This window comes from Shewanella sp. 10N.286.54.B9, from assembly GCF_041468565.1.
Classification (GTDB): Bacteria; Pseudomonadota; Gammaproteobacteria; order Enterobacterales; family Shewanellaceae; genus Shewanella.
On the sequence record NZ_JBFRIY010000053.1, the window covers coordinates 1 to 12,232 of the forward strand.

Annotated in this window: 11 protein-coding genes and 1 pseudogene; 10 read left to right on the forward strand and 2 right to left on the reverse strand. The window is 43.8% G+C overall.

What is annotated here, in order from left to right; translation table 11 throughout:
* Positions 1 to 357: 357 nt before the first annotated feature.
* On the reverse strand, positions 358 to 1,635 hold the full coding sequence (gene pepB / locus AB4135_RS17925) for an aminopeptidase PepB (RefSeq protein WP_371994824.1): 1,278 nt from the start codon (positions 1,633 to 1,635) through the stop codon (positions 358 to 360).
* A 225-nt stretch (positions 1,636 to 1,860) separates the two neighbouring features.
* Between pepB and sfsA the strand changes: the two genes are divergently transcribed.
* The 9 genes from sfsA to AB4135_RS17970 all read left to right on the forward strand — a co-directional run bounded on the left by sfsA (position 1,861) and on the right by AB4135_RS17970 (position 9,234).
* A complete protein-coding gene (sfsA, locus tag AB4135_RS17930; protein WP_371994825.1) occupies positions 1,861 to 2,565 on the forward strand; it encodes a DNA/RNA nuclease SfsA in 705 nt (234 codons plus the stop codon).
* A gap of 160 nt (positions 2,566 to 2,725) precedes the next feature.
* Complete coding sequence (gene dksA / locus AB4135_RS17935) at positions 2,726 to 3,169, forward strand: RNA polymerase-binding protein DksA (protein WP_020914366.1); 444 nt, start codon at positions 2,726 to 2,728, stop codon at positions 3,167 to 3,169.
* A 51-nt stretch (positions 3,170 to 3,220) separates the two neighbouring features.
* Positions 3,221 to 4,099, forward strand: a complete 879-nt coding sequence (gene gluQRS, locus AB4135_RS17940; protein WP_371994826.1) for a tRNA glutamyl-Q(34) synthetase GluQRS — start codon at positions 3,221 to 3,223, stop codon at positions 4,097 to 4,099.
* 180 nt (positions 4,100 to 4,279) lie between these two features.
* Entirely contained in the window at positions 4,280 to 5,581 is a 1,302-nt protein-coding gene (gene pcnB / locus AB4135_RS17945; protein WP_371994827.1) for a polynucleotide adenylyltransferase PcnB, read from the forward strand.
* On the forward strand, positions 5,581 to 6,057 hold the full coding sequence (gene folK / locus AB4135_RS17950) for a 2-amino-4-hydroxy-6-hydroxymethyldihydropteridine diphosphokinase (protein WP_371994828.1): 477 nt from the start codon (positions 5,581 to 5,583) through the stop codon (positions 6,055 to 6,057). The genes pcnB and folK overlap by 1 nt, the downstream gene beginning before the upstream one ends.
* 143 nt (positions 6,058 to 6,200) lie before the next feature.
* Positions 6,201 to 6,995: a 3-methyl-2-oxobutanoate hydroxymethyltransferase gene (panB, locus tag AB4135_RS17955; protein WP_371994829.1), complete on the forward strand. Its 795-nt coding sequence runs from the start codon at positions 6,201 to 6,203 to the stop codon at positions 6,993 to 6,995.
* A gap of 58 nt (positions 6,996 to 7,053) precedes the next feature.
* A complete protein-coding gene (panC, locus tag AB4135_RS17960) occupies positions 7,054 to 7,902 on the forward strand; it encodes a pantoate--beta-alanine ligase (RefSeq protein WP_371994830.1) in 849 nt (282 codons plus the stop codon).
* 338 nt (positions 7,903 to 8,240) lie between these two features.
* Positions 8,241 to 8,747 carry a DUF4124 domain-containing protein gene (locus AB4135_RS17965; protein ID WP_371994831.1) on the forward strand — a complete coding sequence of 169 codons (507 nt, stop codon included), beginning with the start codon at positions 8,241 to 8,243 and terminating at the stop codon, positions 8,745 to 8,747.
* A gap of 136 nt (positions 8,748 to 8,883) precedes the next feature.
* Complete coding sequence (locus tag AB4135_RS17970) at positions 8,884 to 9,234, forward strand: DUF4144 family protein (RefSeq protein ID WP_371994832.1); 351 nt, start codon at positions 8,884 to 8,886, stop codon at positions 9,232 to 9,234.
* An 82-nt stretch (positions 9,235 to 9,316) separates the two neighbouring features.
* Here AB4135_RS17970 and AB4135_RS17975 read toward each other — a convergent pair whose 3' ends face one another.
* The gene (locus AB4135_RS17975; protein ID WP_371994833.1) at positions 9,317 to 11,515 is read right to left on the reverse strand and encodes a S41 family peptidase; all 2,199 of its coding nucleotides are present in this window, start codon (positions 11,513 to 11,515) and stop codon (positions 9,317 to 9,319) included.
* A gap of 278 nt (positions 11,516 to 11,793) precedes the next feature.
* Here AB4135_RS17975 and AB4135_RS17980 point away from each other — a divergent pair.
* A pseudogene (locus AB4135_RS17980) lies at positions 11,794 to 12,232 on the forward strand (IS3 family transposase); the annotation flags it as partial.

Sequence of the window (12,232 nt, forward strand, 5' to 3'; positions counted from 1 at the left end):
AGCCACTTGCGCCGTATTAAGGGATTTCCTCACGCCTTAAACATCAGCCGCACGCAGTGAGCTTCTCAGGACATTCACTGCTGCGTTGCATTATCTTAAAAGGGAATAACCATTTCTTCCACAATGCGCCTTGAATTGAATGCCCTGAGAAAGCTCTGAATTGATCACATCTTTAATGGAATTGGTATAACCATTCAACAGAATATTGCTTAAATACCAAAGCTAAAGAGGATTATTTTTGAAAGGGCTTACACTTAGTGCTGTTAATACTAAAAAGCCACCTACTTTTAGGTGGCTTTTATTTATACCGTTACGACTATTCGATGGCCACTGTTAATACTGTGCCCATCGCTTTTGCTAGTCTTCCAATAAGCCTGCGATTGTCAGTACGCCATGGGTAGTACCGCCCGCAGCCCACAACGAATCGCCAGAATCTGAAAATGCAGAGGCTAAGTCTATGTGTAACCAATTCGCTTCTGGAGTGACAAAACGCCATAGGAAGCCAGCAGCATTGGATGCTCCTCCTGCTCCTCCGCCTTTCATTGCACGGCTATTGGCCGTATCTGCATAAGGGCTTGGGCAACTTTCCATATGCCAAGGGTCCAGCGGCAATGGCCAAACTCGCTCACCCACTGCCAGTGCTTTTTGCTGTGCTAATGCTAGTACTTCTGCTTTTGGCGAGAAAATCGCATTGTAATTAGTGCCAACAGCCATAAACGCAGCACCGGTTAGTGTTGCTGCATCAATAATGAGTGGCGCACCAGTTTCTGAAGCGGCCTGCAGACCGTCAGCAAGTACCAAACGCCCCTCAGCATCGGTGTTCACCACTTCTACCGTTACACCGTTCTTGTAAGTCAGGATATCACCCAACTTATAGGCATGACCGCTGATCAAGTTTTCAGCACAACATAGGAATAGTTTAACGCGCTTATTCAAACCTGATTTAATGGCTAAACCCAGTGCCGCAGTGACAGTAGAAGCTCCGCCCATATCGCACTTCATGCCCAGCATTCCTTCGGAGCTTTTAATGCTATAACCGCCTGAGTCGAACGTAATCCCCTTACCGACAAGAGCAACTGAGACATCCGCATCTGCTGCTAACGGATTGAAATCAACCTCCAACAAAGCAGGTGGACGCTCACTACCGCGACCAACGGCATGGATACCTATCCACTGATGCTCCAACAACTCCTCACCTTCTATGATGCGATAGCTGACTTGATCGCCACCTATTTCACTCAGCCAGTTAGCGGCGCGAGTCGCCAACGCCATAGGAGACAAGTTTTCAGGCGTTTCATTGATTAAATCACGGGCAAAGCTAGCGCTCTCTAAGCGATCATTAAGCAATTTTTTGCTAGCCTCATCGCCAGCCCACTGAATTTGTGGTTTGGCTTTAGCCGTCGCAAACCCTTGGGCAAAGGTCCATTGAGTCTCAACAGTCCAAAGATCGCCTTGCAGAGATACAGCGCTTACCCCCTGACTTTGCAGTTTTCGCGCAGCTTGCTGAATTTGGCGTGGAATATCGCCCACCTTTATATGGATTGAAGCCACATCGTTCTGAAAACTAATATTGGCTTTTCCCCAATGAGCTGCAGGCGCATCTTGAGTGAGGGTTACTTTCATTAAATCCGTCATTTTCGGTCCTTAAAATGTGAATCGATAAGCAGTGACGCCCTCGACTCGCTTATTATTTTCAGCTGAGTTTACTGGATTGCCGTTGATATCTAAAGTCAGTAATTAATGAGGATATTCTAGAATACCAGGGAGCCAATACTAAACTCCCACGAATGAATATTTCTCATTCTCAGCTTAAGATCTCTGTTAACCTAGCGCTAATTCAGTTTTAACTTGGTAGTAGAGATGGAATTCATTCCCACATTTGACAGCGGACTGCTCATTCAACGATATAAGCGCTTTCTCACCGATATCACATTAGAAGATGGCAGTGAGGTCACCATTCACTGCCCAAATACCGGCTCGATGCGTAACTGTTTATTTCCAGGTAGCAAGGTGTGGTTTTCAGTCTCAGACAACCCAAAGCGTAAGTACAGCCGCACCTGGGAACAAGCCCAAACCCCTGACGGTGATATCATTGGCATTAATACTGGCCGCGCTAATGCCTTAGCCGAAGAAGCAATTAACAATGGTACTATAGCGGAGTTACAAGGCTATGACTCGCTGCGCAGAGAAGTGAAGTATGGCAGTGAAAACAGCCGCATAGATATATTACTAACCAGCCACATGCATGCTAACTGCTACGTTGAAGTCAAGAGCTGTACCTTACTCGAGAACGGGCAAGGATATTTTCCCGATGCAGTTACCACCCGCGGTCAAAAACATTTACGCGAATTAATGGAGATGGTAGAGCAAGGACACAGAGCGGTATTGCTTTTTGTTGTTCAGCATACAGGAATACACTCAGTCAAAGCTGCTGAACATATTGATCCTGCCTATGCCAAATTACTCAGCGAAGCCCATGCAACTGGAGTGGAGGTGTTAGCTTATAGTGCTGACATGTCGCCCATAGCTGCGAGTTTGGTTAAATCCTGCCCGGTTAAACTCTAATTCAGAATATACAGTTGAAATTGTTCTTAATAGCGGACATAGTCAAAGAATAGAGTCCAGATAACACAAATTATTTGCCTATATCGTGGGTTTCTGATATAGATAGCGCCCGTTATTATACAGACGCCCTACAACGCAAATGATTAACAGGAGATGCGTTATGCCAGAAGGCACTAAAAAACTCGGCGTGCTCGCTATCGCAGGTGTAGAACCTTACCAGGAAAAACCCGGTGAGGAGTACATGAATGAGGAGCAGTCTGCTCACTTCAAAACAATTCTTGAAGCTTGGCGTAACCAATTGCGTGAAGAAGTCGATCGTACTCTTAATCACATGCAAGACGAAGCAGCCAATTTCCCAGATCCTGTCGATCGTGCTGCCCAGGAAGAAGAGTTTAGCTTAGAGTTGCGTGCTCGTGATAGAGAGCGCAAGCTAATCAAGAAGATTGAAAAGACGCTACAGAAAATCGAAGAAGAAGACTTTGGTTTCTGTGACTCTTGCGGTATCGAAATCGGTATTCGCCGTCTGGAAGCTCGTCCAACAGCCGATCAGTGCATCGACTGTAAGACACTTGCAGAGATCAAAGAAAAGCAGATGGCGGGTTAAACGCTATCATAAGGTGCGGAGCTCAAGCTCCGCTCTTTTGTTCTTTTGGTCATGGTTAACTCGACACCCTATATCGGTCGCTTTGCACCGTCCCCTTCTGGCCCACTTCATTTTGGTTCATTGATTGCTGCCCTCGGCAGTTTTTTGCGTGCCCGCTCTTTGGGCGGCCAATGGCTAGTGCGTATTGAAGATATTGATCCACCGCGCGAAATTGCTGGTGCTAGCGATCAAATACTCAAAACACTAGCAGCCTATGGTATGCATTGGGACAGCACAGTGCTTTATCAAAGCCAGCGACTGGATGTTTACCAGCAACAGATTAACCAATTGCTGGCAACGGATAACGCTTACTATTGCCAATGCACTCGTAAAGAGATTAAAACCATGGGCGGCAGTTATGATGGTCGATGTGGAACGCGTATTCAGCCCCATAAAACAGGAGCGATTCGCATTCGAAACCGTTATGGCGTGGCACAGTTCCAAGATCTGCTAAAAGGCACTATTGCAGTCGATAGCCAATTTGCCGCTGAAGACTTCATCATTAAACGTAGCGATGGCTTATATGCTTATCAGCTGGCAGTAGTACTTGACGATATCTATCAACAGATCACCGAAGTCGTTCGTGGCTCAGATCTGCTCGAACCTACCTGTCGTCAGATAAGTCTGTTTAAGCTGTTAAATGGCCCCAGCCCTGATTGGCTGCACCTACCGTTAGCCTGCGCTGAAAAAGGCCGTAAATTATCCAAACAAAATCATGCTGCAGCAATTGATATTGTTAAGCCACAAGCCAGTATTAATGCCGCACTCACCTTTTTAGGCCAAGCAGAAGTTGTACCTGAAACAGACGTTACTAAGATGCTAGGGCAAGCAATTAGCCAGTTTGATATGACGAAGGTACCTATACAATCTGAAATACTCCTTATTACGTGAACTGAATCGTATACTCATTGAGCTTTAATTGAGTTATCATAGCCCACTTGTTTTTACCTAAGTTAAGATCCAAATCAGAGGTGTCCCATTTTTCGCCGTATTAGCCAATTCTGTAAACAGTTATTTGACGATAGTCCAAAAGCTGAAGAAGATACTCAGGAAGGTCTGAGTTTAGAAGTTGTGCCTAGAAAAGCGCACTCAATTTCTCGTAGACAGATCAGCGAAAATGCGATCAAAGTACTCTACAGGCTACACAAGTCAGGCTTTAAGGCCTACTTAGTGGGTGGCGGTGTACGTGATATTCTATTGGGAATGCAGCCAAAAGATTTTGACGTGGTAACCAATGCGACGCCGGAAGAGATAAAACGCCTATTCCGTAATTGCCGTCTTGTCGGCAGACGCTTCCGTCTTGCGCATATTGTTTTTGGCCGTGATGTCATTGAAGTCGCAACATTGCGTGGCCACCATGTGGATAGTGGCGAGAAGATCTCCAAGACCAACGAATCGGGCCGTCTACTGCGCGACAACGTCTATGGCTCAATCGATGAAGACGCCGAACGTCGTGACTTTACAGTTAACGCGCTCTACTACGATATTAGTGACTTCTCTATCCATAGCTACGGCGGTGGACTACAAGATTTAGAATCACGCACTATTCGTCTTATTGGTGATCCAGAGACTCGCTACCGCGAAGATCCAGTACGCATGCTTCGAGCTGTGCGCTTTGCCACTAAATTGGATATGACCATAGAGTCTGCTGCAGCAGATCCTATCCATAATTTAGCTTCTTTGCTCAAAGGCATTCCGGCTGCACGTATGTATGAAGAAGTACTGAAACTATTCTTCGCAGGTAAAGCCGCACAAAACTACAACATGATGCGTGACTTTGGCCTATTTGAGCCTTTATTCCCACTTGTCGATGCTCAGCTCAACGAAGCGCCTCACGGGCCTATCGCCAAGCTTCTACAAGAGATGATGGAAAATACCGATTTACGTATTGAACAAGAAAAACCTGTCACCCCAGCATTCTTCTACGCAGCAATGCTCTGGTACCCGCTTACGCAACGTGCTGATGATATCGCGGTTGAAAGCGGCCTAAGCTTATATGATGCCTATACAGCAGCCATGGGCGATATTATGGAGCAACAATGTCGCTCTATCAGTATCCCACGTCGCTTTAGCACGGTAACTAAAGAGATCTGGCAACTACAATTGCGTTTTGAACGCAACAAGGGCACTAAAGCATTTAGATTTATAGAGCACCCTAAATTTAGAGCCGCCTATGATCTGTTATTACTTAGAGGCGCAGCTGAAGGCGGCACTGTCGCTAAGAATGCTGCATGGTGGAAGAGCTTTGTTGAAGGTAGCGAAGATCAACGCAATGTTATTGCAAAATCGACTAACAAAGGCGGCCGTAATCGCAACTCTCAACGCCGTCGTCGTAAGCCTTCTGATAAAGCAGCACCCAAACCTGCAGAATAATGATCCAAGTTTATGTCGCACTCGGGGCTAACTTAAGCGAGCCTATCGAACAGCTCAACAATGCTTGCCAAGCATTGTTGAGTATTGCCGCAGAAAACTCATTAACGGTATCGCCCTATTATCGCTCAGTGCCAATGGGCGATGTTGAGCAACCCGATTATGTTAATGCCGTCGCCGGCTTTAAAACAGAACTCACTCCCATTGCCTTGCTCGACGCACTACAAAAAATCGAAAATGAACAAGGCCGACTGAGAACGGTTCGCTGGGGACCTAGAACCTTAGATTTAGATCTGCTGCTATATGGCAATGAACAGATAAAACTACCTCGCCTGATAGTGCCTCATTATGGAATGAAGCAACGCAGCTTCGTATTAGTGCCGTTATTTGATCTAACCCCAACACTTGTACTACCTGATGAAGTACCGTTAAGCAGTTTAATAACAGACGCTTTGGTTGCCGAACTACAACTCGCGTAGTAGCACTAGCTAGAGAATTCATTTTCATGGCCATTTTTTGATAGACTATTCACATTAGTAAAGAAGTTTGACTCCATGAACATTGAAGTTCAGGGCCACTTGGCTTATAACAACTTCACCATTTAGGTTTTAAAATTACCACTATGTCCAAAATTACGAGTTCCACATTGAGAACCTTCAAGAGTGAAGGCAAGAAATTCACTGCATTGACGGCCTATGATGCCAGCTTTGCAAACGCATTCGATAGCGAAGGCGTTGACGTGCTATTAGTCGGTGATTCTATGGGAATGGTACTTCAAGGACATAACGATACGCTGCCTGTAACCGTTGACGATATTGCCTACCATACTCGCTGCGTTCGCCGTGGCATTGAGCGCTCGTTACTCATCGCTGATATGCCTTTTATGAGTTATGCCACTCCAGAGCAAACTATGACTAACGCCACCACGCTAATGCAAGCAGGTGCCAGCATGGTCAAAGTTGAAGGTGGCCACTGGTTGCTAGAAAGCGTTAAAATGCTTACCGAGAGAGGTATTCCGGTTTGTGCTCATTTGGGGTTAACGCCGCAATCAGTACATGTTTTTGGTGGTTTCAAAATCCAGGGCCGCGATGCTGACAATGCTCAGCGCATTCTCGATGAAGCTAAGGCACTAGAAGCCGCTGGCGCGCAATTACTTGTTGTGGAGTGCATTCCTGCACCACTAGCTAAAGCAATTACCGAAGCCTTAGCCATACCTGTCATCGGTATTGGTGCGGGAGCAGACACCGATGGTCAGATCCTAGTGATGCACGATGTACTCGGTATTTCTAGTGGCTACATCCCACGTTTTTCTAAAAATTACCTCAAGCAAACAGGTGAGATCCGTAGTGCAGTCCGAGCATATATTGACGAAGTTGCTCAAGGTATTTTCCCTGCTGAAGAGCATACCTTTAACTAAGCGATTAGCTAAACCTGTATTTGAACCATAAACTTAGAAAGTGTTAGAGCAGTCAATAATGATCACCACAGATTCAATAAGTGCTATTCGCGAGCAAGTTCGAGAGTGGCACATGAAAGGCGAAACCGTTGCCTTTGTGCCAACCATGGGTAACTTACACCTTGGCCACCTTACTTTGGTTAAAGAAGCGAAATCACGTGCCGACCATGTAGTGGCCTCTATCTTTGTTAACCCAATGCAATTTGGTCAAAATGAAGATCTAGATGCCTATCCGCGCACCCTAGTTGCCGACCAAGATGCACTCATTGCAGCTGGGGCTGAATTACTGTTTACCCCAACACCTAGTATTATCTATCCGAAAGGAATGGAGGCACAAACCTATGTTGAAGTGCCACTGATTTCAGATCAACTGTGTGGCGAAAGTCGCCCAGGCCATTTTCGCGGCGTTGCGACTATCGTGTGCAAGCTGTTTAATATTGTTCAGCCTGATATCGCAGTGTTTGGGCAGAAAGACTTTCAACAGTTGTTAGTCATTAAGACCATGGTTGAAGATCTTTCTATGCCGATTGAAATTATCGGTGTCGAAACAATTCGCGAAGATTCAGGCCTCGCAATGAGCTCACGTAACGGCTACTTAACTGCAACGCAGAAACAGCAAGCCGCAGCGCTTAAACAAACCTTAGATAAAATGGCAGTCGAACTTAAAGCCGGTAAGCAAACTGACAAGGTTATCAGCGCAGCGAATATAGCAATTACCTCTGCAGGGTTTGACAATGATTACCTTGATATTCGTAGTGCTAAGACATTCAATAAGGCTCAAGATAGCGATACAGAACTGGTCATTTTGGCCGCCGCTTATATGGGCGCAACACGCTTAATCGATAACCTAGTCGTCAAACTTAAGTAGCCTATTCTTAGCTCAAGCCGTCAGGCTTGAGCTGCTATAGTTTTGCCTACTGTTTTAGTCGGCTTCATTTCATTGTCTAGACTGGGTAACACGTCAATATTTTGAACTTTGAACACAAATAAAATCTATACAACCGCATTTCACCTAACTTTACTACATAATTTCTCATCGTAATCCAGCGTCAAAAAACTGGTTTTATCTTTCGAGTTACGTCATAGTATGCTTATTACACAAACCACACATTTGTATCGACAGTAATACCAAGCATCGCTAAAAGTGCTCACGGAATATGGATGAGATTGGTAATGGAATCTGTGGCTAAAAGGATATTTAACCCAATGACGAAAGTCATACTCTCAATACTTTGCTTAATGTTTAGTGGTTCCGCTGTAGCAAGCAGTATTTTTAAGTGCATTAAAGATGACAAGATCGTCTTTAGCCAGCACTCCTGCCCTAAAGAGTACCGTCAGCATAAAATTGAGTATCAGTTGGGGATCACCACCGAAACAGATTCAGATAAGCGCAGCACCACTATCGACCCGCTGCAAGCCCTGTTGCAAAAACAAACTATTTCTAAAGAGCGTTTGCTGCAATTATTAGACAGTGAAGTGTATCGCTTAAAGCAAGAAAACAGCTACTTTGAAATATTACGCGCAAGCGAACTACAGAAATTAGAACGCAATCGATACTGGCAGAAGAAAGAAGCCACCGATCCCGACTACCTTGAATCGATTCAGGAAATGAATACTCATTTCGATAACCTCATCACCAATAATGCCAGCACCATTATCATGCTGGCTGATCGTAAAGAACAAATTATTCTCGAAACAACCGACGCTGAGTAAATTAGACTCAATCAATATTTACCATGCTTGCCGACACTTTAGCTCTAGGACTAGTTCACTGGGCTTGAGCGTTAATAGGTGTAGTATTGCAATAACCAGTTAAGATTGCTAACAAGATACGACAAAAGGACAATCAATGACGATGCAATTAGCGCAGCTTCGCTGGCCCATTATACTGCTGCAAAAAGGTAGCGATGATCTACTACGCATTGAATCGCTAACGGATTGGTGTGAACAAACTGCCATGCTCGGTGTGCTACAAGACAGTGTTATTATCGATTATGACGCTAGCAGCTATTTGATTACTGCGGAATCAACATCATCGCTACCACAGCTTCAACGCACTTATGCGCAGCTTACATTAGAGCAACTGAATCAATCTGTGCAGCGCTACGCTAGCCAAAACGGCCACTGCTGCACCGCTAAATTTAGCGCCAATAATATCAAACAAATATTCGATACTGTCCAATACCTTGAGCAAATATAAACTATTCTGGAAAGCTTATTGCAAGCTGTTCTCCTACAGAAAACAGCTTGCTTCGACAGGGCTGTAATAACTTGTAAAGACGTTATAAGCGTATTATTTCTATCGCCTTTTCTAGCAACTCATCTCTGCCAGCCCTTACTCCCGCAATCGTGGGCAGCACTTCTATATCCGGCACGATCCCCACTCTTTGGGTTTCTGAGCCATCTGGGTAGTAAATCCCTATGCCTGACAATCGAGTGCTAATATTACCCGGTAAGTAGATAGGTGATACATCACCATCGGCGCCTGCAGTGGTACTGCCTATTATAGTGGTATTATCACCCGCTCTTAATGCCATAGCGGTGAACTCAGCTTGACTCAGTGACTTTTCATTCACTAATACCACCAGCTTGCCTTGGTAACTGTCTTCATTGCCTACCGTTTTTAATGACTCGCCGACATTAAATTCTCCTGGATTATTGGGGTTCATAGCACTGAACCGCACCCAAGGAGTGGCTTTTCTGGTGAATATTTCAACCAATTGATACGTTATAAAGGTGTTTGGATAGCCTCTGATATCAACAATTATGCCTTTTTTATCTTTAAACTCTTCAGCAATCTTTTTGATATCAGATTTAACAATACTTGCTAGCATTACGTAACCAATATCGCCATCGATACTTTTTAAGCTCAAAGCTTTACGCCTTTCTCTGAAGTATTCACCTAATTTTAATTGCTTTCTGCCATAGAGCGGTAACAGTCTTTCCCCCGCAGAGGATCCAGAGCGATAGCTAATTTTAACGGAGCTTTTATCTGAACGTAACAGATCCCAACTAATGAATCGCAGCTGTACCGGATTGTTTGAAGCAGGAGTTAAGGGTCGGTACTGCTCAACTAAATCGCTAACTTTGACGCCATTAATTGATGTTATCACATCACCGATTTCGAGCCCGGATGCTTGTTTTAAATCTAAATTATAGTATCCCGTAACCACTAACTGGCTCTCAATAAACTCGGTGATGACCGCTGTTCGGTTATGACCTAAAAGCTCTTGATAGGCATTGTGTCCACCATCAATTTTGGCATGACTATCTTGCACATCATAGACTAATTTTAACATTGCTTGCTCATATTCAAGCTCACTAGTTGCAGCAACAAAAACGGGAATATATTGCTTTAATACCGCTCTCCAATCTTTGTCTGTAAGGTGTTTATTGGGGTTATAATAATGAATTATATTCCAGTAGCGATACAGTGCTAGTAATCTAAAACCGTCATCAGGAAAAGGCATGTTGGCATAGCTTGCCTCATTGCGAAAAATAGGGTTACCGACACCTTCAACAGAGCCAATGTAGTAATGATCTCCTTGGTGGCGGTTGTTATAGACAAATTGCAGCTTTTGCTGCAGCTCGCTTGATAACTGATGAGCGTTTATCCAATTGAAGTCTGGCTTAACATAAGCATCGCTTGCCGTCGGCTTACAAGTTTCGCAAGGCAACACAGTCCCTAGGTCATTGATCCAGTTTAATAGCAGCTGATCTCGCGCTAGAACTGATGTGGCTTGCTGATACTTTGGTAAGAAACGCAATAACTCATAGTCCCAGTTGTAATTACCCTTCGCAATTTCAGGATGATGATACTTAAGAAAACCCCATACTTTACCCAGCAAAGTAAGATTATCCACCTGCTGCTCAGTCAGCGCTGTTAAGTTTATATTTGAACCTTTATCAAATTCTTTATCTTGTTCAGCTAAGGATAACTCTCTTAAAGGTGCAGTTTCGATAGGCTTACCGTCAATCAACAACTGTAAGTTATCAACCCAAATCGTTCCTGTACCAGTTAAAAAGACAGAAAAAATAATCTCTTTTGCCCTTGCTGACTGTAAATCCAATTCAATTCTGTACTGTTGCCAATCTGTTGTACCGCTAATTTCCCTACCCTGCATTGCATCATAAGCGATTGATGGCGATATGCTCATTGCAAAACCAGCTACACCATTGCGAACGTTATCAGCCTTTATATAACCACTTAAGCTTATTTTTTCCCCTTGGTATTTTGCTGGCAGTCGAACACTCCAATTTTGTTTTTTTGATGTACCAGAGGAGTTAGTCATTTTTAGCGAGTATTTACCTTGCTGCACAGTCGTTTGGTCAACTGAGATTTGTTTGTCATCAGTGCCGTATGCCACCCAGCCAACGGGTTTGTTATTTTTTACTTTTTCAAAGTCCAAATTAAAGTCATCGCTGTAAGCATAACCGCTTAAGCAAAAAGAGATTAATAGTAGGGAAAATATAGATTTCATGCTTCATAATATCCTTATCAAAAAAGCAGTTTAACCACACAAAACAGCAACATGATACTTGCAGCACTTTCGAGTGAATAAAAATATGAATGGCATTAGATAACTCTAACTGAAGACTGAGGATAGTTTAATTCAATTTAGGCAGGACTAGATTAGCTTGTAGTATGTAGGCTCATATCGCAACATTAAAAATAAAAAAGCCAGCAAATAAGTTGCTGGTTTAAGTGTTAATTAATGTGTCCCGTCCTGAGATAAGTTGACACTTTGGAGACTTATCTATGAAACCTTCAAGTTCAATCAGCAATAAACGTACACAACGTGATTACACATTAGGCTTTAAATTAGCAGTCGTTAGCCTGGTAGAAAAAGGCGAGCTAACTTATAAACAAGCTCAAAACCACTACGGGATCCAAGGTCGAAGTACCGTCCTTACATGGCTAAGAAAGCATGGTAGATTAGACTGGACGCAGCCTATTGAGCACTCTCTTATGTCCAAATCTAAAGAAACGCCAGCCCAGAAAATCAAACGCCTAGAGAAACAAGTTTCTAATCTAGAAATGAAGAACATGATTTATGGCGATATGGTTGAACTGTTAAAGAATGAATATGGTATCGATTTAGAAAAAAAGTACTTAGCCGAGCGCTCTGGATTGCCAAAGAAAAAGGCACAGTAAAGCTAGCCACTGCAAGTCGGCAGTTTGATTTATCGAGACAAGC